Raw genomic sequence first — 26,245 nt, forward strand, 5'->3', positions numbered from 1 at the left:
GGAGGTGTTTAATTGGATAAAGAAACTTTATATAAAATAGTACATGGGCAACATAGCGATCCTGTAAAGGCACTTGCAGAGCTTTATTTTAAAGGAGCAATAACTTTAGAAGATATTTCTATAAGATTAACATTACCTCCAGTGTTAAGATTCGACGCTTGGAGATACATTGCTCAAAATGAAATGATAACAGCACAGGAAGCTGGCGAGTTATGGGGGCTAAGCGAATCTACATTAAGAAAAGTATTTTTCAACATAGAGAATGGAAAAAGCAATAAATTTAAAGAAAATGAGTATAGAAAAAGTGGTAAAGTATGGTTAGTGAAAAGAAGTGCTATGTATAGAGAATATGGAGAACCTAAAGTTAAGGAGTAGGATAGAATGTCAGAAATTAAGTACGATAATCTATATTTAAAAGAAACTTTGTTAAAAAAAGCAGAAGAATTAGGTAGAACACCTAAAAGAAGAGAAGTTAAACATGGAAGTATAATAGCAGCTAGATTAGGAAATGGTTCTTGGAATAGAGCCTTAGAGAGTGTAGGGTTACGAGTAATTAATGTAAGAAAAGAGTACACAAAAGAAGAATTAATTAATATTATGCAGGACTGGTATAAAAAACATAAGAAAATTCCAAGTGTAAAAAAATTTGAAAAAGATAATAGTGTGCCAGATCCAACGACGTATATGTCTAAGTTTGAAATGAAATGGAGTGAAGTTGTAGAGCTTACATTGGGTGTAGAAACACTAAAGGGCAACGAAAGTTATAACTATACAGAAGAACAATTATTGGATATGTTTAAAAAAGAGTACGATCGAATTAAGCCTAAAAGCCAAGAAGAATTTAAAGAGAAAAAAAGTTGCGACACTCCTTCTTTAACTTATTTATTTGACAAATTTAACACTACATGGAATGGATTAAAAGAAATGGTTGGACTAGATACAATACTTATAAGAAAAAGTAAAGAACAGTTGCTTAAAGAATTAAAAGAATTAGCTGATAAATTAGGCAAAACACCATCCATTCCAGATATGGAAAAATACGGATTAAATTATAGTGCATACAAAGAACGTTTTGGAAGTTACAATAAAGCTTTATTAGAAGCAGGACTAGAGCTAAATAGTACAATAACAAAAGTTAAAGAAAGTAAAGAAGAGTTACTTAAAATGTATATAGATTTTTCTTGCTCGATAGGTAAATCTCTAGGAGGAGCAAGTGCGAAAGATTTAGATAATAGTGATAAAATTTATAATAGTGATATATTTAGGATTCGTTTTGGGGGAATGACTGGGCTAAAAAAGAAAGCAGGTTTTATATATGAAGAAGGTCGATGGAAATACTCTAAAAAATTTTTTATTAATATATTAACAAGTATTTATAAAACAGAAGGAAAAGTTAGTAATTCTAGATTAAAAGAAATATTACTAAATAAAAAAATACATTTGACCATGGTGTTAACTTATTTTAATACAACTAAGATGAGTGAAGTATGGAAAGAAATTATCTCTATTGTAGATACAGAAAAAGCAACTACATCACATAAGCAACATACGGACCAAAATTAATTTGGTCTTTTTTATTTTCTTACACAAAACCGACCTCATATTTTGAGTTTTAAGGGCGTTGTTTTTTGCTTTTAATATAATAAGTATACTAAGTAATATCAATTCATAGAGTATCAAGGAGCGATTATTCACTCCTTTTTTATTATGTAAAATATGGTAAAATAGATGTAAGAATATTGATATATTAGGAAGCTTTTTTATAGAACAACTAAATATAAAGGAGATTTAATTTAATGAAACAAAATAAGTTATTTCGTTTGATGGAATGGATAGGTTTTATTATTTGTCTTTCTAGCATTTTTGTGGATGTTCGAGAACCTGGTAGTGTTAGTGGAATATTTATTTTTGTAGGTGCAGCAATTACTTTCCTATTCTTTATTTTAAGAAAGATTATAGAAAAAAAAGAGCAGATGTTAACTTGCAAAAATTGAAATAGAAAATAGAATAAATAAGATAAAGCTATTACACTTTTAGTAATAGCTTGTTTTGCTTTATATAAGATTTACTTAATTTTAAATTACTTAATTTCATAGAAAAAATGTTTTTCGTCTCTAGGGTCAACATAAAGTTCATATTCATTGGTATTTGTAGAAAAAAGTTCAGCTCCTTCTTTAACTCCTTTTAGGTCTCCTTTATAACTTACTGCTAACGCTTCTTTTGGGTTTGTCTTTTCATATAATAATATTACTTCTTTTACTTCTCCAGGCATAATTTCAGAATTTAGTTCTTTAAAGTTAGAAGTAAAGTTATATGATTGTTCTATAAGTTTATTGTTTTGTATTAGATGTACTTTATAAGGATCAAAACGAAAATTTTTATTAGACTTATTGCCTACTTTAATATAAACTCTAGTTTCATTTTCGGCAAATTCAACTTTATTTACTCCAAAATTGTAACCGTCTTTATTTTCTTCTTTGTCAACGTTTTTAGTTTCTATAGAAGGTGCAAAGTCTTTAATGTAATCGTTTGTTTTGTTAAAATCAGTAGCATATATTCCAGTCAGAGAAATGTCACGTCCATAAAGTATTTCTCCATTAGAAGAACCACTAATCTTTCCTTTTATATAAATGATATCGTCTTTATTTAAGGTAGTTCCATTTTTAGTGGCTACAATAAAATTAGTTAAATCATTATTATTAAGTGCATTAAACCCAAATATAGTATCATCACCTTCATGCTTTGGTGTTGTAGAAACCCTTCCATAAAGCTCTATGTCTTGTGTTCTAAATTTATCTGGATTTGAGCATATTTCTTCAATTTTTTTTGAAGAAATTATTTCAGAATTACTATTTGAACTTTCTTCATTTGATGAGCTGCATCCTATAATAGAAATACTAAGAATTATAACTAATAGAAAAGACAATATTTTTTTCATTGTTATTCCCCCTTTTGCCTATAAAATAATAAAACTAAAAATAATTAATAATGTAATTAATATTAAGAAGGTAGCACATCCCATTGCACTTCCTGCTTTTCTTTGTCTACCAGACTTCGTTGTTGGTATACCTGTTTTTCTAGAAAAGTTCTGTTTTGCCTTTGTAATTCCAGTAGCCCTTTTCCAAGAAAAACCACCCTTACCCATATTAATACCTCCTTGAATGTTTTCTAATTCTTAAAAGGATTATATCAATATATGCATAAAAAGGTTGTCGAAGAAAGTAGAACTCATTTCACTTAATATCGAATTCAAAGCAATAATCGCCTAGCTATTTTTGCCAAAACATGTTAAATTAAATTTATAAGAAGAGTATTTTAATAAAATAATACCATCAATAGCTGATGACATTATTCATTTGACGTCAAAAAAACGTCAAAAATTTAATTCGTTTTTTATCACTTTCAATGTTACATGATTTCTAATAGGATGTCTACAAGCGTTGATTTTAGTTATATATTGAGATTTATTCATTATAATTCGCAGTAAGGAATATTTTATAGACAAATAATAAAAGAAATATCAGGAACTTTAGTGGGAACAGGTATATTTTTAGCCATAGCTATAATAAGTAGAGGAGCTATAGGAGGAGGAGATATAAAGCTAATAGGAGTACTAGGACTTTACTTTAGTTGGGAAAAAATAATAGTAATTACAATACTATCATTTATAGTAGGAGGAATTTGTTCTATTGTATTGTTAATATTCAAAATTAAAGAAGTTAAAGATTTTATACCATTTGGACCTTTTATTTCACTAGCTACATTAATAACTGTTTTTTATGGGGAAGATATTATTTGCGTCTATATGAATTTAATATGATGATATAAGTTTATAGGGGGAATTTAATTGCACAAAAAGGCCATTTCTTTAGATATAGGAAATGAACTAACAAATTTTGTACTCGGTCGATTTAGAAAGGATAACACAGTATATATAGATAAAGCATTTAGCGTAGAAACACCTAAAGATAGCTATAATGATGGTATCATACTTGATTTTGAAGTTATGGAAACTTTTCTAAAAAATATCTTAATTAAAAATGATATAAAAGAAAAGAGAATTATTTTTACTATAAAAAGTAGTTCAATAATAACTAAAGAAATAGAATTACCAAAAGTACATGACAAATATTTAAAAGATGCTGTAGAATTTGAATTTCAACGAATATTTCCTATAAATTTAGATAAATATGTTTTGCAATTTAGAAAAATAGAAGATATATTTTCTAGAAACAAGAATAGAATAAAAATTTATGTGGCAGCTCTTTCGAAAGATATAATAGACCAATATTTAAGCATATCAAAAGCATTGAATCTTATACCAATTTCTTTAGATATTACATTAAATTCAAGTAGAAAAATATTTGAACATTTATTTAATATAAATGATAAAAATATAGGTACTAATTGTACATTTCTTACTTTGGAGTTAGGATACAATATAACTAACATAAGTATTATTTCTAAGGGATTATGCAGTATAAGCAGAGGTATTCCTATAGGATTTAGAGATATAGATGATAAACTAGACATAAATAAAGCCATTTTTATAGAAACATGGTTGAATAAAATTAATAGTGTTATTAGCTTTTATAATAAAAATACTAATGAATTCATAGATAAGTTATATGTTTATGGAAAATATTCAAATGAAATACGTATTTTGAATTATCTAAGAAGAAATTTTCATTTCGAAATAGAGTCAATAGAATCAATAGGAAATGTTATATATGAAAATTTAGATTTAAATAATTATATAAATGCTATCGGAGCTTTTATTAGGAGGTGATATTGAAATAGCTATGTATGACATAAATTTCTTTACACCATATTTAAAAGAAAGTAAGTTAAAGAAAAATAAACTTTTTATAAAGGTAACTATTATTACACTAACAGTATTGATATTTATACTTTTTAATATATTTAGTAATTTATATATAGAAAACTTAAAAATGAGTATAACAAAATTAAAAGAACTTGACAGAAATCTAGAAGATAATAGTTTAAAGAGATTAAAGAAAGATATTAAAAACTTAGAAAATTACTATGATCTAATGATAAGTGTGAATAATACATTGTGTTTTGATGATTACATAAATAACTATATTATAGAAAAAATATTTTTATGTTTTTCTGAACAAGTAAATGTAGAAAAAATTCATATTTCAAATAAAGAAGTTACTATTGAAGGTAGACTGAAAGATATAATTATTTCAGAAAATTTATTAAAGAATTTAAGAGATATAAATATATTTCAAGATTTAAATATATCCAATATAGAAAAGTATGATAATGAGTATTACTTTGTTATAGAGGGAGAAATGAAAAGTGTTAAAGAACCTTACTAAAAGAGAGAAGAAATTATTGAAGATACTTTTTACACTGATAATTGTTTTTATAATTTTTAAGACTGTAACAGAACCTAGAATTGTCGAAATAAAAAAACTGAAATTAGAAGAAGAATCTTACACTAGAAAAGTTGAAATAAAAAAGCATGAAAATACTTTAAAAGAAAAATATAAAAGAGATTTTGAATTACTAAGTGAAAAAAGTAAAAAGTTATCTGATAAATTTTATAAAGATATTACACAAGAAAATATAGTATATATTTTGAACTCTATTATCAAAGAATTAGATTTTAATGTAACAAGTATAAGCTTCGAAGAAAATAAATATGAAGGTGAACTTCAAGAAAAAAGTGAAAATTTTGAAGTAGGAAAAAACATAAATTTTTTAGATGTGTTAATAAGTTATGAAAGTGATTATTATCAAATTATGGAATTTATAAAAAAGGTTGAAAAAATAGATAAAAAAATATTAATATCTTCGGTAGAAATGATCATAGATAACTTAGGTATAAAAGGCAATATTAACTTGAGATTTTATGAATCTAGATATGTTCAAAAACAGCTTAAGAGGGAGAATTATGAAAGCTAAAATAAATAATAAGGGAACAACAATGATAGAGGTTGTAGTTTCAATAACTATTTTAAGTTTGTTAACTTTACCTATAATCACCTTATTTTATGAATCTGTAAAAATGAATAAAAAGTCTCAAGAACAAATGACTGCTACAATACTTGCAGAGAATTTTATAGAAGATATCAAAACATCGGAAAATTTAAATATTGGACAAGTTACTAAATATGAGAATGGGTTTAATATAAATATAAAAATAGAAGAAATTGAGAAAGAATTAGAAGAACAGAATAAAAAAGATAATATTTGTATTTTAAATGAATCGTTATTTAAAATTACTGTAGAAATAGTGAAAGAAAATACACTACTAGAAAAAATAGTTAGTTATAAACTAATTATATAAATAGGATGTGTGTTTATGATTAAAAAAAATGAAGGATCTGTATTAGTTATTGTTCTTATATCCACTTCATTAATAGTACTTATGGGAATAGTTAGTTTTTCTATGTCATCTAATAACTTGATTATGAGAATGATGGATAGCAAGCTTAGGAAAGGATATTATATAACTGATGGTGTAAGTGAAGAAGGATACTTAAATGTATGCAAAATAGTAAATCAAGGACTTACCTATAGCTATAATAAAGTGATAGAAGAATCTTTAAATCAACAATATATTGAAGACAAAGAAAAAATTGATGAAAACAAGCTATTTATAGAAACATTTAAAAAATATATTAAAACCAGGAAAGTAATTGGAAAATATATGATTGAATGGTATGTAGAAAATAAAAATAATTATAGAACAATAGAAGAGGAAAATATTGAGATATATGCTAATTTAGAAGAAGAAACCAATATTTTTTTATTAGATTTAAGCTTTTTATATAACAAAGATAACCTTACTAAAAGAATAAAAGTAACTTATGAAATAAGACTACCATGCTTTGAAGACTTAAATAAAAATATAGACATAAAAGATATAGTAAAAATAATAGATTGGAAAAATCTTTATTAGCTTATAAGGAGAAATAAATCTATGAATAATAAAGGAGTTACTTTAATAGAATTATTAGTTTCTATGAGTATAGGTAGTATACTAATTATAATAACTTTGTCATTAGTAATAAGCGGATTAAAGTTATCGGAAAGGATTAACGATGATATAGAAGTACAGCAACATGGCGTATTTAGTACGACATATATGCTAAAAAAAATAACGCATGCCCAAAATGTATATTCATTAAAAGGCAGAAATGGGATAAGAGATATTGATAGCAAAGAGCAAGTAGAGCTAGGGACAATTGTACTAAAAACTAATGAATCAGATTTTTCTGGATATACATTTAATATAAAATCTAATCCTTATACCAAAAACTATAGTCTAAAATATGGAGAAAGCTTATATGAAATGGGAAGTATAGAAATTGGAAACTTTATAGAAAGCATAAAAGTAAATTCATTACCATACTACTCAAGTTATTCAAATGCTAAGGGATTAGAATTTATTTTTAAAATAAAAAAAGATAATGCAAGTGTTATATTAAGAAAAAAAGCTTACTTTAAAAATTTTAAAAAATAGAATTATATTTTAAATTATAAAAAAGGGAGCTTAATGCATGAATAAAGATTATGATAATAAAGGATTAAGTCTTATTGAACTATTAATAACATTATCTATATTTTGTATTATAGTATTGCTTGCATTACCTAAGTTTTTTACAAATGATTATGAATTAGTACAAAAAACAAGATTACTAGGTAATGATATAAGAATGGCTAGATACTTAGGGATGAGTAAAAGTGCAGGAATGTACGAAGTCTATTTTGGAAAGGATTCTTATAAATTTTCTTACGGAATTAAAATCATAAAAGAAGTGAATTTTGGCAAAAATTTTGAAATGCTATCCAGTTTTACAAAAAGTAGAGTAAATTTCAATCGAAATGGACATCCTAATGGTGGAGGAACAGTAACTATTTACGATAAACGTACAGGTAAGTTTTGTGATATAACTATAATTCCAGGTACAGGGAGAATCTTAATAAAAGATAAAATTTATGAAAATGAGAAGTTAAAAATAAACAGATGATTATTTAATAAGACTTTTAATAATACTAAAGTAGTAAACTTATTTTTCTCTATTCAAATAAATGAAATTATGATATTATATTATGGGAATTCTAACAATTTAAACAATGCATTACCAAATAATAACTGAACATTTATACATAAGATCTAAAATTCTTAAAAATTCATGATCTATATATAACAACAAATAACAGGAGGTTTAAATATGATTTCAGCAGGTGATTTTAGAAAAGGACTAACAATTGAAATTGACGGAGACGTTTATCAAGTACTTGATTTTCAACATGTAAAACCTGGTAAAGGAGCAGCTTTTGTAAGAGCAAAAATAAAGAATATTATGAATGGTGGTATAAAAGAGAATACTTTTAATCCAAGTGATAAGTTCCCGAAAGCTCATATAGAAACTAAAGAAATGCAATATCTATATAATGATGGAGAACTTTATTACTTTATGGATACAGAAACATATGAGCAAATTCCATTAGATCATGAGCAAGTGGAGGAAGCAATTAAATATATAAAAGATAATGATACAGCTGTTGTTAGATTTTATCAAGGAAAAGCATTCGAAGTCCAAGCTCCAAACTTCGTTGAATTATTAGTAACTCATACAGAGCCAGGAGTAAAAGGAGATACTGCTACAGGAGCTACTAAACCAGCCACAGTGGAAACAGGCGCAGTTGTACTAGTACCTTTATTCATAAATATAAATGATAAGATTAAAATAGATACAAGAACTAATGAGTATTTGTCAAGAGTTTAGGCAATACTATACAAGAGTATAGTTTAATCTAAGGAGGTTACTAATTTGGAATTTTTAAGAGAAAGGATTTCTTATCTTAGAGGATTAGCAGAAGGTTTAGAAATCGAAGAGAGTAGTAGGGAAGGTAAATTACTTCTACATATAATAGATACTCTAGATGATTTTGCTGATGCTATAATAGAAAATAATGAGAATCAAGAAGACTTAGAAGATTATGTAGAATGTATAGATGAAGACTTAACAGATTTAGAAGATGAAATATACGTAGATTTAGATGATGAATTCGAAGACTATGACTATGAGGATGATGACGATATAGAATATGTGGATGTAGAATGTCCTCATTGTAGTGAGACTATATATTTAGATAGAGAACTATTGGATGATGAAACTATTTGTCCAAATTGTAAAGAAAATATGATTAAAGATATATAGTTTATACAAATTAATAACAATTGTGAAATAAGCCTAAAAAATATAGGCTTATTTTTATTTTTTGGTAATAATATCGAAATCTTGTCATATCTATATATAGAGAAAGGAGGACATGTTATGGTTCTAAGTATGAATAAGAATTTTATAAAAAAAGATAGCTTAGAAACTCTTAGCTTTAATGGATTTAGTTTAGTAATACAATATATAGATTTAGAGTTAAAAGAATTACTAGAAAAAATACCATCTGATATATCACAAAGAATAGAAGAAATTAGACTAAGAGTAAATAGACCTTTAATGATATATTTTGAAGGAAAGGACTATTTTTTAAGTAAAAATGGACAGTTATTATATCCTCATAGTTCTGACCTTAGATCAGATGAGTATTTTTTGATTGAGCCTATACATATAATCAATACCTTTCAAGTAATGAGTAATTATTCTGTTTATTCTATAGAAAATGAACTTAAGAGGGGTTTTATAACTATAAAAGGTGGACATAGAATAGGTATTGCAGGAAGAATGGTATATGGTGAAAATAATATAGAAACTATGAAAGATATTTCTTCAATTAATATTAGGATAGCAAGACAAAAATTAGGAGTGTCAAATAAATTTATGAAATATATTTTAAAAGATAGAAACACAATATATCACACATTAATAGTCTCGCCGCCACAATGTGGTAAGACTACTATTTTAAGAGATCTAATAAGAAATATAAGTAATGGATATAGTGAATATAATTTTTCAGGACTTAAAGTAGGAGTGATAGATGAAAGGTCTGAGATAGCAAACATGTATAATGGACAACCGCAAAATGATATTGGAGTTAGAACGGACGTTTTAGATGGTTGTAATAAATATGATGGATTAACTATGCTTATAAGGTCTATGTCTCCTAATGTAATAGCTACAGATGAAGTTGGAGATTTATTAGATATAAAAGCAATACATGAAGCAATAAAGGCAGGAGTTAAGGTTATAGCTACAGTGCATGGACAAGATATAGAGGATATAAAAACTAGACCTAATTTAAAAAATATAATTAAAGAAAATATATTTGAAAGAATAATTATTCTAGACAATTCTAAAGGTATAGGAACTGTTAAAGATATAATTGATGGGAAATCGTATGAAAGTATATTAAAGAAAGAGGGATTACATGCTTCTAGTTAAAATAATAGGATGCCTATTGACATTGTCATCATGTAGTTTACTAGGGTTTAATTATAGTAAAAGATATGCAAATAGATTAAATAATTTAGTATTTATTCAAAACTGTATTCAGTTATTAGAAACAGAAATAATATATTCAGCTAATCCTATACCAGAAGCTTTAGAAAATACATATAAAAAGGGAAATAAAAAAGTATCATTTATTTTTAAAGATATAAAAGATCATTTAATTTCTAATAAAAATATAAGTTTGTATGAAAGTTTCAAATATAATTTTTATTTATCTAAGGATAAATTATATTTAGAAGAAGAAGATATAGAAATGATGTTACTATTTGGTAGAAATTTAGGTCTTTCAGATAGAATGGATCAACAAAAACATTTTAAATCTATATTAATGAACTTAAAAACACAACAAGATGATGCTGAAGATAAAAAGAATAGAAATGCTAAAATGTACAAAAATTTAGGGGTGTTACTTGGACTGGCTTTAGTATTAATTTTATATTAGAAGGGAGATTTAAATGATGAGTGTTGATTTAATATTTAAAATTGCAGGAATAGGAATTGTTGTTGGAATATTACATACTGTATTGGCTAAGATCGGAAAAGAAGAGTATGCATATATAGCGACATTAGCAGGAGTAGTTATTGTTTTAACTATGGTCATAGATATAATAAGTAAGCTATTTGACAATATAAAATCTGTATTCAGACTTAACTAAGTAGGAAGTGATAATATGGATGTAATTAAAATCGTAGGTATTGGAATAGTAGCGACTATACTATCAGTTATTTTAAAGCAACAAAAACCGGAATATGCCTTACAGTTAAGTTTGGTAACGGGATTAATAATTTTTTCATTCGTAATATCTCAACTTAGTTATGTAATTGATATATTAGAAAGCTTAGCTAAAAAGGTAAATTTAGACTTTTTATATTTCCCTATAATACTTAAAGTTATAGGGATATCATATATAGCTGAATTTGGAGCTCAGATATCAAGAGACGCTGGAGAAGGTGCTATTGCTTCTAAGATAGAGCTTGGAGCTAAAGTTATAATTATGGTTTTAGCAGTTCCAATATTGATGTCATTACTAGATATAGTTATAAAAATAATACCTTAAAGGTAGGGAGAGAATATGCTAAAGAAAATATCTATTATTTTAATGACAATATTTATTATATCTATACCATCATGTGTTCTAGCAAATAAGGAAGAAGATAAGTCTATAAGTATAGATAGTCTTATAAAATCTCAAATAGAGAAACTAGATATAGGAGAATTAGAGGAAGTAATAGATGAGATAAATAAGAATACTAATGAGTTTTTACCTAAAATAAATTTAAAAGAATATCTAACATCAATGATTAAAGGTAAAGAAGTACTAGGATGGGATGAAATAGCAAAGGGAATGATTAAAACTTTATTTAAAGAGGTTATTGCTAACTGGAGTATTTTAAGTAAAGTTCTTTTCCTCAGTATTATTTGCTCTATTTTAACTAGTCTACAAGGAGCTTTTGAAAATGAAACAATTAGTGAATTAGCTTTTTATGTATGTTATTTAATATTAATATCCTTATCGATAAAAAGCTTTATTATAGCCATAGATATAGCAAAAGATGCCATATCTAATATGGTTATTTTAATGCAAGCACTACTTCCAGTTTTAATAACATTACTTTTAGCAGTAGGGGCATTTACTACATCAACGCTATTTCAACCAATAGTATTAGGAAGTGTAAGTGTAGTAGGAACTTTAATGAAAGATATAATATTACCACTGATACTGTTTAGTACAATAATAGGGATAGTTAGCAAAATATCATCGAAAATTCAAATTACTAAGCTTTCTGGATTAATAAGGCAAATATCTCTTTATATAATAGGGATATCTATAACATTATTTATGGGAATCATGTCTATACGAGGAGCTATAGCGCCTAAAATGGATGGACTTACTATAAAAACAGCAAAGTTTGCTGTAGATAAGTTTGTACCAATAGTAGGTAAATTTTTATCTGATACTATGGAAACTGTAGTTGGATGTTCTACGATAATAAAAAACGGTGTAGGTATAATTGGGATGATTGGATTATTTTTGATAAGTATAATTCCTATAATAAAAATGATCTCTTTAATTTTCGTATATAAGTTTACAACTGTAGTTATAGAACCAATAGCAAATCCTAGAATAGTAGAATCATTAACAGAAATAAGTAAAGCTTTGACTTTAGTGTTAGCAGTAATAGCTATAGTAACTGTAATGTTTTTTATAACAGTGACTATAATAATAGGGGCTGGAAACACTACTGCAATGTTTAGGTAGGTGATGACAATAATGATAGATTTTTTAAAAGATTGGATAATAGATATAGTTTCATTAATAATTATAATTACTTTTTTGGAAATAATACTTCCAAATGGAAATATGAGAAAATACATAAAGACAGTCATAGGCTTACTTATAATAATAATTCTAATAACACCACTTACCAAAGTGTTTAATAAAAATATAGATATAGAAAGAGAAATTTTTTTAAATATAGATAAATATAAATCATATAGAACGGAAGAAAATCAAAAGTTCAAGGAAAGCCAGAATGAACAGGTAATGAATATATATAAGGAAAGAATAATAAATGAATTAAAAGAACTAGTTTTAAGAGAGACAGGATACAATGTTATAGCAGCGTCAGTTCAAGTTACTGAAGATGAAAATAAAGAGGAATATGGAAGCATAAATAGATTGGAATTAACTATTTCTAAAAAAAATCAAAAAATGAGTAATAAAATTGGAGATACAAAAATAAATATAAATAAAGTTAATAATATTACAATAAAAACAAGTACAAGCAATGAGAAAAAACTAGCTTCTACTGACACTAGTTCTGACGTAGTTGCAAATGTACGTGAAGTAATATCGAATTATTATGGTATATCACAAGACAAAATTTTAATTCACTTGGAAAAAGATAAAAATAGTTAGGGGGAAAAGTATGATAGAAAAGATTAAACAATTATTAGCTAAGAATAATTCCAAAAAATTTTTTTTTAATCTTATAATAGCACTATGTATAGGAATATTATTAATAATAGTATCAGATACCTTTTTGACAAAAGAAAATAAAAAAGAATCTAAAAGCATAAGTAATGAAATAGGAAAAAATAATACAAATATAAAAGAAAACGATTTAATACAAGATTATGCTAGTAGTTTAGAAAATAAACTAGAAACTATATTACAAGAAATGAATGGAGTAGAAAATGTAAAAGTTATGATTACTTTAGAAGATACTGCTGAAAGAGTACCAATATTCAACACAACTAAAAAGAATGAAAAAACTAATGAAAATGACGGGCAAGGAGGTGCTAGGGAAGTCTTTAGAGAAGATGTAAGTCAAGAAGTAGTAACTACTGAAGGGGATTCTTTAATGGTAATTAAAGAAGTAAAGCCAAAAGTTAAAGGAGTAATAGTTGTTGCTAATGGAGCTGAAAATATAGTAGTTAAAGAAAAGTTATATTCAGCGGTAAAAACCGTTCTTGGAATATCAGGGAGTAAGGTTGAAGTATATTCAAGTAAAAAAGGGGGCATTTCAGATGAAAATTAAAAAATTATTTCACAGAAAAGAGGTATTAATGACAGCACTAGTATTTTTATTAGTTGTTGTTGGATATTTAAATTATCATTTAACACAAAGATCCTTATTAAACTCTTCTACTAATGAATATAAGAACTATGAAGAGGAAGAACTAAAAAAAGCTAATAAAAGTTTAAATGGAAAAGTAGAAGAAACAGTATCAGAAAATGTAAATAAGTCAAAACTACAAGATATGGAAGTAGTTGATAGTAAACAAAATAAAGATATATCAAGTATTAAAAAGGATGTAAATGAAAATATTGAAACTACTATAAGTAAAGAAGAGAGTATGAAAAATCAAAATTATTTTGTAGAACATAGACTATCTAGAGATAAGTTAAGGGCTGAACTTATAGACAGGTTAAATGTAATAGTAGGTGATGATAAAACTACATCAGAAGTTAGAGCAAATGCTCAAAAAGAAATTGTTAGTATTGGTAAAATAGCAGAAACAGAACTATATATAGAAGGACTTATCAAAGGAAAAGGATTTGAAGATGCTTTAGTATTTTTAAAAGAAGATAGTGCTAGAATAGTAGTAGATGTAAAAGAACTAACAGAACAAGATGTTGCAAAGATTCTTGAAATAGTTAAAACTGAAACTAAACTGGAACCAAATAATATTAAAATTATGAAAAAGATTTAGTAATGTTTGTAAAAATACATATGTTCTGATATAATAACTCTATAAGATAAAGGTAAACTGGAGGTGAATGGCTTGTCTAATTCTGAAAAAAACAATGAGATTATGGACTATGGTCAAATAAAGATAGCGGATGAAGTAGTGGGAATTATTGCAGGTTTAGCTGCTACAGAGGTAAAAGGTGTGGCTGGTATGAGTAGCGGACTAGCCGGTGGAATAGCAGAAATGTTAGGTAGAAAAAATCTATCTAAGGGAGTAAAAGTAGAAGTAGGAGAGAGAGAAGCTGCTATTGATTTATACATAATAGTAGAATATGGTGTTAAAATCCCTGAAGTAGCTTGGGAGATACAAGAAAGTGTAAAGAGCGCTGTAGAAACTATGACTGGTTTAAATGTTATAGAAGTCAATATAAATATCCAAGGTGTTAATATAGAAAAAGAGAACAAAGAAGAAGTTCAAGTCCCACAAACAACTAGAGTAAAATAATTTAAAAAAAACCCTCTGATATTTTTCAGAGGGTTAATTAGAATACAAAGGAGGATATGAGTTGAAAATTATTGACAGAATGATATTAACTTTATATACTTTTTGTCTAGCTATAATATCTGTAATATTTATCTTAATACCTTTTAATGTGGTAGAGGAGTTATCTCCTAATAAAATTAAAACGTATGTTAGTATAATGACAGGAAATTATTTATATTCTTTAATTGGTATAGTATTTTTATTGGTTAGTCTAAAACTTCTATTTTCAGGTGTAAGGAAAGGTGATAAAAGTAAGCATATTATGACTGTAATGAATTTTGGTGAGCTTAGAATTTCTTCACAAGCCATAGAAGGATTAGCTCATAATGTTATTTCTAAAATAATAGGAATTAGAGAATGTAAGATAGATGTTTTTTTTAATAACAATTCGATATCAATAATCATAAAAGGTCAAGTTACTCCAGATGTGAATATTCCAGAAGTTACGGCTGAGATTCAAAGTAAAGTAAAAGAACATGTAGAACAGAGTACAGGATTAGAAGTTGGTAATGTTAATCTAGAAGTTGTAAGTATTACAACAGCTATGAAAGTAGTAAAATAAAAAATAGAGGGTGTCAAGTTTGATAAAAGAAAGAGTAATAAGTATATTAGAAAATCATCGAGGGAAAGTTATATGTAGCTTGATAGGATTTATTTTAGCTGTTATTATACTATTAGTCGGATTTTTCAAAACTTTATTTATAATAGCCTGTGTACTAGTTGGTTACTACTTTGGGAGTAAAATAGATAATGAAGAAAATATAAGTGATATACTTGATAAAATATTACCTCCTGGAAATTTTAAATAGTACATATTAATATTAAAATTAACAAAAAATAATACTAAAGAATATTAGGAGGACTAACATGGGAAGAAAAATAGCAAGAGAATCAGCAATGAAATTATTATTTCAAATGGAAATGAATAAAGAATTTTCTCAAGAAGCTATGAATACCTTTTACGAAGTTAACGACTTTAAAGAAGATGAGAAAAATTATATACAAAATACTGTTACGGGTATTGTAAAAAATATAGAAAAACTAGATGACCTCGTAGAAAAGTTTTCACAAGGATGGAAATCAAATAGAATTGCTAAGGTAGATTTATCAATATTGAGAATAGCAATGTATGAAATAATGTTTATAGAGGATATTCCTGTAGAAGTATCAATTAACGAAGCTATAGATATAGCTAAGAAATATAGTACAAATGAGTCTAGCAAATTTATTAATGGAGTTTTAGGAGGGTTTGTTAGAAATTGGGATGATAAAAGTGAATAATAATTATTATCTAGGTATAGATACTAGTGCGTATACTACTTCTTTAGCTGTCATAGATGAAAATAGAAATGTGGTTTTTGATGAAAGAATTTTATTAGAAGTAGAAATGGGAAAAAAGGGTCTTAGACAACAAGAGGCCGTATTTCAACATATAAATAATTTACCTAAAATATTTGATAATTTGTATAAGCATATTGATGTAAAAAAGATAAAGAATATTTCTGCTAGTACTGTACCTAGGAATGTTGAAAATTCGTATATGCCTGTTTTTAAAGTATCTCAAGGACAGGCTTTTATTATTGCCAAAACCTTAAATATACCATTTAAGCAATTTAGTCATCAAGATGGACATATTGGTGCCGGAATTCTCGGTTGCGGGATAGAGGATATTGAAGACTTCTTGGCCTTGCATATATCTGGAGGAACTACTGAGCTTCTTTATGTAAAAAATGATAAAAATAACTATAACATTGAAATTATAGGTGGAAGCAAAGATATAAGTGCTGGACAACTAATTGATAGAGTAGGAGTTAAATTAGGGATGAATTTTCCTTGTGGAAGAAGCATGGATATATTATCATTAAAATGTGATGATCTACAAAAGAATATGCCTATAAGTGTTAAAGACACATGGGTTAACTTTTCGGGTGTAGAAACAATGTTTTACAAAGATATAGATAATCAAAAATATGATAATGAGGCTATAGCTAAAAGAGTATTTTATGTTATAGGAGAATCTTTATCTAGAATGGTGCAATTTTCTTTTAAAAAGTATAAAACTAAAAAGATTATTGTTATAGGTGGAGTAGCTTCAAACTCATATTTAAGAAGCATTTTTAAAAAGAATATAACTGATAAAAAAATAGGTGATGTTTATTTTCCACCAAAAGAAATGTGTACGGATAATGCGATAGGTATAGCTTATTTAGGAAATATAAAAGAAGGTTTTTAAATTAAAGTGGAGGAAAACTATGGACATAAAGCCTTTGAAAGTAAGTGAGTTAAATCAATATATAAAAAGAATACTAATTAGTGATCCTATTCTTTATAATATCAATGTAGAAGGAGAAATTTCCAATTTTAAGCATCACTATAACGGTAATGTTTACTTTACGCTAAAAGATAAAGATAGTAAATTAAAATGTATTATATTTGAAGAAACTTATGAAGAGATAGAATTTGTACCTAAGGATGGAATGGAAGTAGTTTTAACAGGATATATTTCTGTTTATGATAGAGAAGGGACTTATCAATTACATGTTAAAAATATAAAGCCAAAAGGTATAGGATATCTATATGAAGAGTTTGAAAAACTAAAGAAAGAATTACGAAAAGAAGGTCTTTTTGATGAAGCAAACAAGAAAAAACTACCATTTTTACCTAGGAAAATAGGTGTAATTACTTCTATTACAGGAGCAGCTATAAAGGATATAATTAATAATATTAAAAGAAGATCTCCTATGATTAATATATTAATATATCCTGTATTAGTTCAAGGGAAAAATGCTTCAAAGGATATATGTGGTGCCTTAGAATATTTTAATGAAAGAGACGATATTGATGTTATAATTCTAGGAAGAGGTGGAGGTTCTATAGAAGAACTTTGGTCTTTTAATGAAGAGAATGTTGCAAGATCTATATTTAAATCTAAGATACCAATTATATCTGCTGTAGGACATGAGACTGACTTTACTATTTCAGATTTTGTATCAGATGTTAGAGCGTCAACTCCATCAGTAGCTGCAGAAATATCAGCTCCTTTAAAAGATGATCTAAATAGCAAATTGAGTTATTTACTAGTTTCTTTAGTTAACTATCAAGATAATTTAATGAATATGAAAAAAGAACACGTGCAATTACTAGGGAACACAGTACTAGATAAAAGTCCATTTCATGCTATTAAAAGTGATAGAGAATGTCTAAACTCTTTATTGAGTAAATTAATAGTTTCTATAGAATTAAAGAAAAAAGATACAAATATAAAGCTTGAAAGCTTGGGTGAAAGAATGCATGCTCTTAGTCCTTTATCTGTACTAAATAGAGGATATGCTTTTATACAAAATAAAGAAGGAAAAGTGATAAAATCAGTAGAAGAAATAGAGAAGCAAGAAGTATTGGAATTAAAACTAAGAGATGGTAAGATTGGTGTAACTGTTAATGATATTATTGAGAAGGAAGGAAATCAGTAATGGATAACAATATTTTAGAACTTTCATTTGAAGAAGCTATTTCAAAATTAGAAAACATAGTAAAAGATCTAGAAAAAGGGGATTTGACTTTAGATGAATCATTAGAAGAATTTCAAGAAGGAATACAACTTTATAGACATTGCAATGAAATTTTAAATAAAACAGAAGGAAAAATAAAAGTCATTTTGGAAGATAATGCAAAAGATATAACTGAATTAGACTATGATAATATTGACTTTTAGGAGGTACTTATGGATTTACTAAAAGAGATAAATAAATATAAAAAAATAATAGAAAAAAAATTAGAAGAAGTACTACCTAAAGAGGACTGTATGCAAGGAAAGTTATGTGAAGCAATGAGATATAGTATATTTGCTGGAGGAAAGCGAATAAGACCTATATTAAATTTAAAAACATATGAGTTAATAAGTGGTGAGGGCTATGAGAAAGCTCTACCCCTTGCAGCTGGAATAGAAATGATTCATACATATTCTCTTATACATGATGATCTTCCTGCTATGGACAATGATGATTATAGAAGAGGGAAGTTAACTAATCATAAAATTTATGGAGAAGCAATGGCTATTTTAGCTGGAGATGCTCTTTTGAACCTATCTTATGAAACAATGGTAAGTTCCATTTTAGAAGATACTAGAAATAGCTTACTATACGCTAAAGCGGTTAAAGAAATAGGAAGTGCTTCTGGTATTTATGGAATGATAGGCGGACAATCTGTAGATATGATGTCTTCTAATAATATTACGGATAAAGAAAAATTAAATTTTATACATAATAATAAAACTACGGCACTAATCGAAGCGTCAATCGTTTCTGGAGGAATGTTAGCTAATGGAACAGAAGAAGAGATATACGCTTTAAGGCAGTATGGAAAAGCAATAGGTCTATGCTTCCAAATAAGAGATGATATATTGGATAAAATAGGAGATAAAAATAAAATAGGAAAAAAGGTAGGAAGTGATGAGTCAAATAATAAGCTTACATATATAACCCTTTATGGAATAGAAAAATCTATAGAAAAAACTAAAGAGTTATATAATAAAGCGATTGATTCATTGAAAGTATTTAAAGGAAAGAATACATTATTTTTAGAAAACTTAGCTGATTACTTAGTATATAGAGAAAATTAGAATTAAAATTAATTTATAAAATGTTTTAAAGAGTGAAACAATAAATCTAATTTTATGGGATATAATATATAATACAAATATTAAGGAATTTGAACTACATTAGTTAATATGCTATAATTAAATTTACTTAGTCTAGAGTGGTGCAGTATTCTAGTCAGTCAAACTAATTTTGAAGGCGGGGCTAAAAATCCGTCATATGGCACATCGATGAAGTCCCTGGTTTCGGCTTCTGACGCCCCGTCGGGGGTCGTTTCTGGGAGTAAGGAGGATGGGGCGATCTGCAAGGGCATGCAGGCGTTGACCCTACCTTCGTGGAGACTCGAATATTAATATAATGTTTGAGATAAACCTACAATAGTAGTTACAGCTACTTGTAGTGTAGCCTGCCTTGCGTGAAATAGGCGGAACACAGGTGTAGCTTTGAAACCTATGGGCCCATAGAATGATAAGCTTTGCTGTGGAAACCTATTTTGCAAAAGAGGCTAGAAATTAGTGTAGCTGCAGAGGAAATCTCCTAGACTGTTCTAAATGAGGTATATTTAGGGATTACAGTGCGGACTAAGTGGTAATCTAGCTCTATTTTTGGCGACAGAGTAGAGGTAGGATTAAAGGGAAACCGCTGATTTGGCGACAAACAGTTCTTACCTGGGAAATCCTGCTAGACCTCAAGCCGTAAAATTTACCTAATATACTACCACTCATGCTGATAGCTTTTGCTATCAGCTTTATTTCTATGTTTACATGTGGAGGATATATATTGAATAAAGATAAAAAAAGTTTAATAGATTTAGATATTTTTAAAAAATATAATGTAAAATGGATACTTTCAATAAGTATTTGGACTTTCGCATTAGCTATAGGCGTAAGCTTGATATCAGAAAATATACTAAGAAATCTTGACATATTAATGGCTGTCATAAGTTTAATAGGTATTATTATAATTGGGGTTGTTTTTGATATAATAGGAATATCGGTTGCTGTATCTGATGAAAAGATATTTCATTCTATGGCTGCTAATAATATTAAAGAAGCAAAATATGCAATAAAATTAGTGAGAAATGCAGGGCAAGTATCAAACTTTTGCAATGATGTAATAGGAGATATTTGTGGAATAATAAGTGGATCAGCAGGTGCTATTATAGTTTTAAGATTGATAAATCAATATGGATTTAAAGAAGGTACTTTTGTAAGTATAGTAATGACAGGAATAATAGCTTCTTTAACTGTTGGAGGAAAAGCCATAGGTAAAGAAATTGCTATATATAATTCTGAAAAAATAATATTTAGAGTATCTAAAATTTTCATGTTTTTACATACTAAATTAGGAATCAGAGTTCTTCCTAGTTTAAAAAAGAAAAAGAAAAAGTGAGGATGAATAGAGTGAAGAACTTACTTTCAAATTATGTTGGACTAGAAGAAATAAAAAATATGGATACTAAAGAATTAACTTTTTTAGCTGAAGATATAAGAAAGTTTATAATAGATTCAGTTTCAAGAACAGGAGGACATCTTGCATCAAATTTAGGAGTTGTTGAACTTACTATAGCTATTCATAGGGTGTTTGATAGTGGAAAAGATAGAATAATATGGGATGTAGGACATCAATCATATGTTCATAAGATATTGACAGGAAGAAAAGATAAGTTCCATACACTAAGACAATACAAGGGATTAAGTGGATTTCCAAAAAGAAAAGAAAGTTCTCATGATGCATTTGATACAGGACATAGTTCAACTTCTATATCAGCTGGATTAGGATATGCCTTATCGAGAGATATAAAAAAAGAGGACTATGATGTTGTATGTGTAATTGGAGATGGTGCTATGACAGCAGGGATGGCATTTGAGGCTTTAAATCATGCAGGAGATACAAAAACTGACTTAATAGTAATACTTAATGATAATGAGATGTCAATATCAGAAAACGTAGGCGGATTATCAAAATACTTGGATAAAATAAGAACTACACCTACTTACTTTAAAATGAAAGAAGACGTTGAAAGTATACTTAACAGTATACCTGCTATTGGAAAAAGAATGTTTAAGACAGCAGAAAAAGCTAAAGATAGTTTGAAGTACTTTTTACTTCCAGGAATGTTTTTTGAAGATTTGGGATTTAAATATCTAGGTCCTGTTGATGGACATAATATAAATGAAATTATAGATGCTCTAGAGAGAGCTAAATCTGTTAAAGGTCCAGTTTTAATCCATGCAGTTACTAAAAAGGGAAAAGGATATAAACCAGCGGAACAATATCCAGATAAATTTCATGGAGCTTCATCTTTCGATGTAGAAACAGGACTATCTTTAAGTAAAGAAACAAATTTAACTTATTCAGATGTACTAGGAAATACATTGGTAGATCTAGCAAAAAAAGATGATAAAATTTTAGCAATAACTGCAGCTATGCCATCAGGTACAGGATTAGATGATTTTAAAGAAAAATTTACAAATAGATTTTTTGATGTAGGAATTGCTGAACAACATGGAGTTACATTAGCGGCTGGATTTGCGGCTAATGGAATGAAACCTTTTTTTGCAGTTTATTCTACGTTTTTACAAAGAGCTTATGATCAAATACTACATGATGTATGTATTCAGAATCTTCCTGTGACGTTTGCTATAGATAGAGCTGGATTAGTTGGTAATGATGGAGAAACTCACCATGGAGCTTTTGATTTATCATATCTATCACACATACCTAACATGACAATTATTGCACCAAAAGATAAAAATGAATTTATTAAAATGATAAAGTTTGCATCAGAGTTTAATGGCCCTATAGCTATAAGATATGCTAAAGGTAATTGTTATGACTTATCTTTAGTTAAAAATGATGATCTTCCTATAGAATATGGTAAAGGTGAATTATTAAATCAAGGAAGAGATATAGCAATGATTGCTACAGGAAAAATGGTTGAACAAGGATATAAAGTTTTAGAGAGATTAAAAGCAAAAGGAAAAAATATAACTTTAGTTAATGCCAGGTTTATTAAACCGTTAGATGAGGAGCTTATACTAAAAATATCTAAAAGCCATTCTATAATAATGACTATGGAAGACAATGCTAAAATAGGAGGACTAGGAAGTCTCGTTAATAGTTTATTGATGAGAAATGGTTATAAAGGAGAAGTTATAAATATAGGACTTCCTGATGAGTTTATAGAACATGGAAGTGTAGAAGAACTTTTCAAGGAACACGGAATGGATATTGACAGTATAACAAATTTAGTCATGGATAAATTTAATATATAGGGGCGATAAAATGAAAAAAGAGAGAATAGATGTTCTGTTAGTTGAAAAGGGATTAGTTGAAAGTAGAGAAAAGGCTAAGAAATATATAATGGCAGGACTAGTATTCGTAGATAATGAAAAAGTAGATAAAGGAGGAACTAAAGTTTCAGTAGAAGCTGAGATTATAGTTAAAGGAAATCCAATACCATATGTTAGTAGAGGTGGGTTAAAGCTTGAAAAAGCATTAAAAGAATTCCCTGTATCTATAGAAGATAAAGTTGCTCTTGATATTGGAGCTTCTACAGGTGGATTTTCAGATTGTATGCTGAAAAATAATGTTAGAAAAGTATATGCAATAGATGTAGGATATGGTCAACTTGCTTGGAAAATAAGAAGTAATGAAAAAGTAGTACCAATGGACAGAACTAATATTCGATATGTAAAAAAAGAAGATATTGGAGAACTAGCAAGCTTTGTAAGTATAGATGTTTCATTTATTTCTCTTAAATTGGTTTTACCTGTTGTGAAAGAATTGACTACTGAAGATGTAGAAATTATAGCTTTAATAAAGCCACAGTTTGAAGCAGGAAGGGATAAAGTAGGTAAGAAAGGTGTTGTAAGAGATATAAACATACACAAAGAAGTAATTAAAAATATATATGAATATTGTAAAAGTATAGGATTTAATTTTAGTGGATTGACTTATTCCCCTATAAAGGGAGCAGAAGGTAATAGAGAATATTTAGCTTATATAGTAAAAAAAGATGTTGATAATGTAAATATAGATGAACTAATAGATAAAGTTGTAGAAGAATCACATAGTGATCTATAAGTATATAAAATCTGCTAATTGTTTAAAATATTTAATATTGTATATGTTAATAAAATATAATAAATTAATACTTAAAATTTTATAAAAAATTTGGTATTATCTAATTATAAATAATTATTAGTGTATATTCATTAATAAACATCCTTTAAAACTAAAATAGTAAAGGAGATAATCAAAATTGAAAAAATATGCAAGACAATCAAAAATTTTAGAGCTTATAGAGGCATATGAGATAGAAACTCAAGAAGATTTAGCAGAATATCTGAAAAAAGCAGGAATAGATGTAACTCAAGCTACAGTTTCTAGGGATATTAGAGAACTCAGGCTAGTTAAAGTTTTATCTAAAAGTGGTAAATATAAGTATGCTGTTATGGGACAAAATACAGAAGGCACTACAGATAGACTTATAAAGATTTTTAAAAACTCTATGATTTCAGTAGATGTTGCTGGACATTTATTAGTTATAAAAACGATACCAGGAGCAGCACAGATATGTGCTTCAGCAATAGATTCATTAGGGATAGAAGAAATCATTGGAACAATAGCAGGAGATGATACTATATTTGTTGCTATTAATTCTATAGAAAAAATAAAAGAAATATTAAGTATTTTTAATGAGCTTTTGAGTTAGAAATTAGGAGGTTTTGAAATGCTCCTTGAACTTAATATAGAAAACTTTGCAATAATAGATAAAGTAAGTATTTCTTTCACGAAAGGATTAAATATAATAACTGGAGAAACGGGAACTGGAAAATCTATAATAGTTGATGCAATAGCTTTAGTGTTAGGTAGTAGAGCTGATAAAGATTACATTAGATCTGGAGCAGAAAAAGCTGTAATAGAAGCAATATTTTGTTTAGAGCAGATTAGCATACTAAAAAATACGTTTGAGCAATATGGAATACCGTTAGAAGAAGATAACTTAATACTTATATCAAGAGAAGTTCATGTTAATGGTAGAAGTATATCTAGGATAAATGGGAGAGCAGTTACTTTAAGTATGTTAACTGAGGTTACAAACAAAATTATAAATATACAGAGTCAACATGAAAATCAATCTCTTTTATCAAAAGAAAGGCAATTGGAACTTATAGATTTACTAGGAAAAGATGTTATAGATGAAGTTAGAAAAAAAGTTAGATTAGAATATAGAAATTTGTCATTGTTAAAAAATAAACTTAACAGGCTATATCAAAATGAAATGGAAAGACAAAGAGAAATAGATTTATTAAAATTTCAGATAGAAGAAATTGATGAGGCTGATTTGAAACCTAATGAGGAAGAAAATATAGTAAATGAATATAATATGTTATCAAATTCAGAAGAAATTTCAAATACAATGATCAATGTCTTACAAGAATTAATTTCAGATAGCTATGGTTCTAAAGGAATAGTTGATAGATTAACTAATTTATTTATGATGCTAGATAAGCTTGAGAAGTATGATAAAAATATAAAATCATATGCTGAAATAATAGAAGGGGTAACTTATCAAATTCAAGATGTAGCTAGAGATATAAGAAAATATGAAAGTAATATAGACTATGATCATGAAAAATTAATTGTACTGGAAAAAAAACTAGATTTAATTAATAGACTTAAAAGAAAATATGGAACTACTGTAGAGGAAATATTAAGTTATAGAGATAGTATAAATGATCGATTACAAACAATTTTAAATTTAGATGAAGAAATAAAAAAATTAAAAACTGAAATAATTGAAATGGAAAAAGTTTTAAATGATTATTGTAAACAACTAACCAGTGAAAGACAAAAAATATGTAAAGATCTTGAAAAGCAAATAATAAAAGAATTTGAAGAATTAAATATGGGAGAAACTATTTTCAAAGCTAATATAAATAAGCTAGATTACTTTACAGATAATGGAGTTGATGAAATAGAGTTTTATATTTCAACTAATCCAGGACAACCCTTAAAGTCTTTATCTAAAATTGCTTCTGGAGGAGAGATGTCTAGGATATTATTAGCATTCAAAAGTATATTAGCAGAAATTGATAGTATACCATCGTTAATATTTGATGAAATAGATACTGGAATAAGTGGCAGAACTGCACAAATAGTTGGAGAAAAAATTCTAAAAATTTCTAAGACTCATCAGATAATATGTATAACGCATTTACCGCAGATAGCTGCAATGGCCGACACTCATTTTTTAATAACCAAAAATATTAGTGAAAATAATACTAGCACTAGTATTAAAAAAATAAATATGGAAGAAAGAGTAGAAGAAATATCTAGATTAATAGGTGGAGTTAGCTTGACTACTACGACTAAACAACATGCGAAAGAAATGATAAGTTTATCTCAAAAGATAAAAAAATAGCATTTTTTAACAAAAAGCATCT

The 26,245-nt window shown here is 27.3% G+C and carries 36 protein-coding genes; 34 read left to right on the forward strand and 2 right to left on the reverse strand.

Annotation, left to right across the window (positions count from 1 at the left end; genetic code table 11):
• Positions 1 to 12: 12 nt before the first annotated feature.
• From CLPU_RS17740 to CLPU_RS13625, 3 genes are all read left to right on the forward strand, one after another.
• A complete protein-coding gene (locus CLPU_RS17740) occupies positions 13 to 375 on the forward strand; it encodes a helix-turn-helix domain-containing protein (protein WP_200898600.1) in 363 nt (120 codons plus the stop codon).
• Positions 376 to 381: 6 nt separating this feature from the next.
• Entirely contained in the window at positions 382 to 1,563 is a 1,182-nt protein-coding gene (locus CLPU_RS13620) for a homing endonuclease associated repeat-containing protein (RefSeq protein ID WP_050356221.1), read from the forward strand.
• Between the two features lie 233 nt (positions 1,564 to 1,796).
• Complete coding sequence (locus CLPU_RS13625) at positions 1,797 to 1,994, forward strand: hypothetical protein (protein ID WP_050356222.1); 198 nt, start codon at positions 1,797 to 1,799, stop codon at positions 1,992 to 1,994.
• 86 nt (positions 1,995 to 2,080) lie between these two features.
• On the opposite strand, the gene CLPU_RS13630 is transcribed toward CLPU_RS13625, so the two are convergent.
• Positions 2,081 to 2,938 carry a hypothetical protein gene (locus tag CLPU_RS13630; protein WP_050356223.1) on the reverse strand — a complete coding sequence of 286 codons (858 nt, stop codon included), beginning with the start codon at positions 2,936 to 2,938 and terminating at the stop codon, positions 2,081 to 2,083.
• 18 nt (positions 2,939 to 2,956) lie between these two features.
• Positions 2,957 to 3,145, reverse strand: coding sequence for a hypothetical protein (locus CLPU_RS13635; protein WP_050356224.1), 189 nt, complete (start codon positions 3,143 to 3,145; stop codon positions 2,957 to 2,959).
• Positions 3,146 to 3,517: 372 nt separating this feature from the next.
• Here CLPU_RS13635 and CLPU_RS13640 point away from each other — a divergent pair, with 372 nt between their 5' ends.
• From CLPU_RS13640 to recN, 31 genes are all read left to right on the forward strand, one after another.
• Positions 3,518 to 3,820 (forward strand): prepilin peptidase, encoded by a 303-nt coding sequence (locus CLPU_RS13640; RefSeq protein ID WP_268760480.1) that lies wholly within the window; start codon positions 3,518 to 3,520, stop codon positions 3,818 to 3,820.
• Positions 3,821 to 3,847: 27 nt separating this feature from the next.
• On the forward strand, positions 3,848 to 4,789 hold the full coding sequence (gene pilM, locus CLPU_RS13645; RefSeq protein ID WP_050356226.1) for a type IV pilus biogenesis protein PilM: 942 nt from the start codon (positions 3,848 to 3,850) through the stop codon (positions 4,787 to 4,789).
• Between the two features lie 13 nt (positions 4,790 to 4,802).
• Positions 4,803 to 5,348: a hypothetical protein gene (locus CLPU_RS13650; RefSeq protein WP_050356227.1), complete on the forward strand. Its 546-nt coding sequence runs from the start codon at positions 4,803 to 4,805 to the stop codon at positions 5,346 to 5,348.
• Positions 5,329 to 5,937, forward strand: a complete 609-nt coding sequence (locus tag CLPU_RS13655; protein ID WP_050356228.1) for a hypothetical protein — start codon at positions 5,329 to 5,331, stop codon at positions 5,935 to 5,937. The genes CLPU_RS13650 and CLPU_RS13655 overlap by 20 nt, the downstream gene beginning before the upstream one ends.
• On the forward strand, positions 5,927 to 6,322 hold the full coding sequence (locus tag CLPU_RS13660; protein ID WP_050356229.1) for a type IV pilus modification PilV family protein: 396 nt from the start codon (positions 5,927 to 5,929) through the stop codon (positions 6,320 to 6,322). Before CLPU_RS13655 ends, CLPU_RS13660 begins: the two co-directional genes overlap by 11 nt.
• 15 nt (positions 6,323 to 6,337) lie before the next feature.
• Positions 6,338 to 6,937, forward strand: a complete 600-nt coding sequence (locus CLPU_RS13665) for a hypothetical protein (RefSeq protein ID WP_050356230.1) — start codon at positions 6,338 to 6,340, stop codon at positions 6,935 to 6,937.
• 21 nt (positions 6,938 to 6,958) lie between these two features.
• Complete coding sequence (locus tag CLPU_RS13670) at positions 6,959 to 7,501, forward strand: PilW family protein (RefSeq protein WP_050356231.1); 543 nt, start codon at positions 6,959 to 6,961, stop codon at positions 7,499 to 7,501.
• A gap of 37 nt (positions 7,502 to 7,538) precedes the next feature.
• Positions 7,539 to 8,009 carry a prepilin-type N-terminal cleavage/methylation domain-containing protein gene (locus CLPU_RS13675; RefSeq protein ID WP_050356232.1) on the forward strand — a complete coding sequence of 157 codons (471 nt, stop codon included), beginning with the start codon at positions 7,539 to 7,541 and terminating at the stop codon, positions 8,007 to 8,009.
• 204 nt (positions 8,010 to 8,213) lie between these two features.
• Positions 8,214 to 8,771, forward strand: coding sequence for an elongation factor P (gene efp / locus CLPU_RS13680; RefSeq protein ID WP_050356233.1), 558 nt, complete (start codon positions 8,214 to 8,216; stop codon positions 8,769 to 8,771).
• A 45-nt stretch (positions 8,772 to 8,816) separates the two neighbouring features.
• Positions 8,817 to 9,206, forward strand: coding sequence for a CD1247 N-terminal domain-containing protein (locus CLPU_RS13685; RefSeq protein ID WP_050356234.1), 390 nt, complete (start codon positions 8,817 to 8,819; stop codon positions 9,204 to 9,206).
• A 117-nt stretch (positions 9,207 to 9,323) separates the two neighbouring features.
• Positions 9,324 to 10,385, forward strand: coding sequence for a stage III sporulation protein AA (spoIIIAA, locus tag CLPU_RS13690; protein WP_235436185.1), 1,062 nt, complete (start codon positions 9,324 to 9,326; stop codon positions 10,383 to 10,385).
• Positions 10,372 to 10,896, forward strand: coding sequence for a stage III sporulation protein SpoIIIAB (spoIIIAB, locus tag CLPU_RS13695; protein ID WP_050356235.1), 525 nt, complete (start codon positions 10,372 to 10,374; stop codon positions 10,894 to 10,896). Before spoIIIAA ends, spoIIIAB begins: the two co-directional genes overlap by 14 nt.
• Positions 10,897 to 10,912: 16 nt before the next feature.
• On the forward strand, positions 10,913 to 11,110 hold the full coding sequence (spoIIIAC, locus tag CLPU_RS13700; RefSeq protein ID WP_050356236.1) for a stage III sporulation protein AC: 198 nt from the start codon (positions 10,913 to 10,915) through the stop codon (positions 11,108 to 11,110).
• 15 nt (positions 11,111 to 11,125) lie between these two features.
• On the forward strand, positions 11,126 to 11,512 hold the full coding sequence (gene spoIIIAD / locus CLPU_RS13705; RefSeq protein ID WP_050356237.1) for a stage III sporulation protein AD: 387 nt from the start codon (positions 11,126 to 11,128) through the stop codon (positions 11,510 to 11,512).
• 15 nt (positions 11,513 to 11,527) lie between these two features.
• Positions 11,528 to 12,715, forward strand: coding sequence for a stage III sporulation protein AE (gene spoIIIAE, locus CLPU_RS13710; RefSeq protein WP_050356238.1), 1,188 nt, complete (start codon positions 11,528 to 11,530; stop codon positions 12,713 to 12,715).
• Between the two features lie 12 nt (positions 12,716 to 12,727).
• Complete coding sequence (spoIIIAF, locus tag CLPU_RS13715; RefSeq protein WP_050356239.1) at positions 12,728 to 13,375, forward strand: stage III sporulation protein AF; 648 nt, start codon at positions 12,728 to 12,730, stop codon at positions 13,373 to 13,375.
• A gap of 10 nt (positions 13,376 to 13,385) precedes the next feature.
• Positions 13,386 to 13,997: a sporulation stage III protein AG gene (locus tag CLPU_RS13720; RefSeq protein WP_050356240.1), complete on the forward strand. Its 612-nt coding sequence runs from the start codon at positions 13,386 to 13,388 to the stop codon at positions 13,995 to 13,997.
• Positions 13,987 to 14,673 carry a SpoIIIAH-like family protein gene (locus CLPU_RS13725; protein WP_050356241.1) on the forward strand — a complete coding sequence of 229 codons (687 nt, stop codon included), beginning with the start codon at positions 13,987 to 13,989 and terminating at the stop codon, positions 14,671 to 14,673. Before CLPU_RS13720 ends, CLPU_RS13725 begins: the two co-directional genes overlap by 11 nt.
• Before the next feature lie 72 nt (positions 14,674 to 14,745).
• Positions 14,746 to 15,156: an Asp23/Gls24 family envelope stress response protein gene (locus CLPU_RS13730; RefSeq protein ID WP_479691164.1), complete on the forward strand. Its 411-nt coding sequence runs from the start codon at positions 14,746 to 14,748 to the stop codon at positions 15,154 to 15,156.
• 61 nt (positions 15,157 to 15,217) lie between these two features.
• Positions 15,218 to 15,757: an alkaline shock response membrane anchor protein AmaP gene (gene amaP, locus CLPU_RS13735; RefSeq protein WP_050356242.1), complete on the forward strand. Its 540-nt coding sequence runs from the start codon at positions 15,218 to 15,220 to the stop codon at positions 15,755 to 15,757.
• A 10-nt stretch (positions 15,758 to 15,767) separates the two neighbouring features.
• Positions 15,768 to 16,004 (forward strand): DUF2273 domain-containing protein, encoded by a 237-nt coding sequence (locus CLPU_RS13740; RefSeq protein WP_268760479.1) that lies wholly within the window; start codon positions 15,768 to 15,770, stop codon positions 16,002 to 16,004.
• Between the two features lie 58 nt (positions 16,005 to 16,062).
• The gene (nusB, locus tag CLPU_RS13745; protein WP_050356244.1) at positions 16,063 to 16,476 is read left to right on the forward strand and encodes a transcription antitermination factor NusB; all 414 of its coding nucleotides are present in this window, start codon (positions 16,063 to 16,065) and stop codon (positions 16,474 to 16,476) included.
• Complete coding sequence (locus tag CLPU_RS13750; protein ID WP_157857737.1) at positions 16,469 to 17,428, forward strand: tRNA (adenosine(37)-N6)-threonylcarbamoyltransferase complex transferase subunit TsaD; 960 nt, start codon at positions 16,469 to 16,471, stop codon at positions 17,426 to 17,428. Before nusB ends, CLPU_RS13750 begins: the two co-directional genes overlap by 8 nt.
• Positions 17,429 to 17,447: 19 nt before the next feature.
• Complete coding sequence (xseA, locus tag CLPU_RS13755) at positions 17,448 to 18,665, forward strand: exodeoxyribonuclease VII large subunit (RefSeq protein WP_050356246.1); 1,218 nt, start codon at positions 17,448 to 17,450, stop codon at positions 18,663 to 18,665.
• A complete protein-coding gene (gene xseB / locus CLPU_RS13760) occupies positions 18,665 to 18,907 on the forward strand; it encodes an exodeoxyribonuclease VII small subunit (RefSeq protein WP_050356247.1) in 243 nt (80 codons plus the stop codon). Before xseA ends, xseB begins: the two co-directional genes overlap by 1 nt.
• Positions 18,908 to 18,916: 9 nt before the next feature.
• Entirely contained in the window at positions 18,917 to 19,813 is an 897-nt protein-coding gene (locus CLPU_RS13765) for a polyprenyl synthetase family protein (protein ID WP_050356248.1), read from the forward strand.
• Positions 19,814 to 20,570: 757 nt separating this feature from the next.
• The gene (locus tag CLPU_RS13770) at positions 20,571 to 21,182 is read left to right on the forward strand and encodes a hypothetical protein (protein WP_235436187.1); all 612 of its coding nucleotides are present in this window, start codon (positions 20,571 to 20,573) and stop codon (positions 21,180 to 21,182) included.
• Between the two features lie 2 nt (positions 21,183 to 21,184).
• On the forward strand, positions 21,185 to 23,068 hold the full coding sequence (dxs, locus tag CLPU_RS13775) for a 1-deoxy-D-xylulose-5-phosphate synthase (RefSeq protein WP_082154246.1): 1,884 nt from the start codon (positions 21,185 to 21,187) through the stop codon (positions 23,066 to 23,068).
• Positions 23,069 to 23,078: 10 nt separating this feature from the next.
• Positions 23,079 to 23,879: a TlyA family RNA methyltransferase gene (locus CLPU_RS13780; protein WP_050356249.1), complete on the forward strand. Its 801-nt coding sequence runs from the start codon at positions 23,079 to 23,081 to the stop codon at positions 23,877 to 23,879.
• A 178-nt stretch (positions 23,880 to 24,057) separates the two neighbouring features.
• Positions 24,058 to 24,510 carry an arginine repressor gene (locus tag CLPU_RS13785; protein WP_050356250.1) on the forward strand — a complete coding sequence of 151 codons (453 nt, stop codon included), beginning with the start codon at positions 24,058 to 24,060 and terminating at the stop codon, positions 24,508 to 24,510.
• A gap of 18 nt (positions 24,511 to 24,528) precedes the next feature.
• Positions 24,529 to 26,223, forward strand: a complete 1,695-nt coding sequence (gene recN, locus CLPU_RS13790) for a DNA repair protein RecN (protein ID WP_050356251.1) — start codon at positions 24,529 to 24,531, stop codon at positions 26,221 to 26,223.
• Positions 26,224 to 26,245: the final 22 nt, after the last annotated feature.

Source organism: Gottschalkia purinilytica, from assembly GCF_001190785.1.
GTDB lineage: Bacteria > Bacillota > Clostridia > Tissierellales > Gottschalkiaceae > Gottschalkia_A > Gottschalkia_A purinilytica.

Bases quoted from the DNA above. Each gene is read 5' to 3' on its own strand.
- spoIIIAF (WP_050356239.1), top strand. From the start codon at position 12,728: ATGATAGATTTTTTAAAAGATTGGATAATAGATATAGTTTCATTAATA.
- xseA (WP_050356246.1), top strand. From the start codon at position 17,448: ATGGACATAAAGCCTTTGAAAGTAAGTGAGTTAAATCAATATATAAAA.
- CLPU_RS13780 (WP_050356249.1), top strand. From the start codon at position 23,079: ATGAAAAAAGAGAGAATAGATGTTCTGTTAGTTGAAAAGGGATTAGTT.
- CLPU_RS13765 (WP_050356248.1), top strand. From the start codon at position 18,917: ATGGATTTACTAAAAGAGATAAATAAATATAAAAAAATAATAGAAAAA.
- spoIIIAC (WP_050356236.1), top strand. From the start codon at position 10,913: ATGAGTGTTGATTTAATATTTAAAATTGCAGGAATAGGAATTGTTGTT.
- spoIIIAD (WP_050356237.1), top strand. From the start codon at position 11,126: ATGGATGTAATTAAAATCGTAGGTATTGGAATAGTAGCGACTATACTA.
- CLPU_RS13670 (WP_050356231.1), top strand. From the start codon at position 6,959: ATGAATAATAAAGGAGTTACTTTAATAGAATTATTAGTTTCTATGAGT.
- CLPU_RS13630 (WP_050356223.1), bottom strand. From the start codon at position 2,938: ATGAAAAAAATATTGTCTTTTCTATTAGTTATAATTCTTAGTATTTCT.
- spoIIIAE (WP_050356238.1), top strand. From the start codon at position 11,528: ATGCTAAAGAAAATATCTATTATTTTAATGACAATATTTATTATATCT.
- efp (WP_050356233.1), top strand. From the start codon at position 8,214: ATGATTTCAGCAGGTGATTTTAGAAAAGGACTAACAATTGAAATTGAC.
- CLPU_RS13660 (WP_050356229.1), top strand. From the start codon at position 5,927: ATGAAAGCTAAAATAAATAATAAGGGAACAACAATGATAGAGGTTGTA.
- spoIIIAB (WP_050356235.1), top strand. From the start codon at position 10,372: ATGCTTCTAGTTAAAATAATAGGATGCCTATTGACATTGTCATCATGT.
- dxs (WP_082154246.1), top strand. From the start codon at position 21,185: ATGAATAGAGTGAAGAACTTACTTTCAAATTATGTTGGACTAGAAGAA.
- CLPU_RS13635 (WP_050356224.1), bottom strand. From the start codon at position 3,145: ATGGGTAAGGGTGGTTTTTCTTGGAAAAGGGCTACTGGAATTACAAAG.
- CLPU_RS13720 (WP_050356240.1), top strand. From the start codon at position 13,386: ATGATAGAAAAGATTAAACAATTATTAGCTAAGAATAATTCCAAAAAA.
- xseB (WP_050356247.1), top strand. From the start codon at position 18,665: ATGGATAACAATATTTTAGAACTTTCATTTGAAGAAGCTATTTCAAAA.
- CLPU_RS13625 (WP_050356222.1), top strand. From the start codon at position 1,797: ATGAAACAAAATAAGTTATTTCGTTTGATGGAATGGATAGGTTTTATT.
- CLPU_RS13725 (WP_050356241.1), top strand. From the start codon at position 13,987: ATGAAAATTAAAAAATTATTTCACAGAAAAGAGGTATTAATGACAGCA.
- recN (WP_050356251.1), top strand. From the start codon at position 24,529: ATGCTCCTTGAACTTAATATAGAAAACTTTGCAATAATAGATAAAGTA.
- CLPU_RS13665 (WP_050356230.1), top strand. From the start codon at position 6,338: ATGATTAAAAAAAATGAAGGATCTGTATTAGTTATTGTTCTTATATCC.
- spoIIIAA (WP_235436185.1), top strand. From the start codon at position 9,324: ATGGTTCTAAGTATGAATAAGAATTTTATAAAAAAAGATAGCTTAGAA.
- nusB (WP_050356244.1), top strand. From the start codon at position 16,063: ATGGGAAGAAAAATAGCAAGAGAATCAGCAATGAAATTATTATTTCAA.
- CLPU_RS13620 (WP_050356221.1), top strand. From the start codon at position 382: ATGTCAGAAATTAAGTACGATAATCTATATTTAAAAGAAACTTTGTTA.
- CLPU_RS13650 (WP_050356227.1), top strand. From the start codon at position 4,803: ATGTATGACATAAATTTCTTTACACCATATTTAAAAGAAAGTAAGTTA.
- CLPU_RS13675 (WP_050356232.1), top strand. From the start codon at position 7,539: ATGAATAAAGATTATGATAATAAAGGATTAAGTCTTATTGAACTATTA.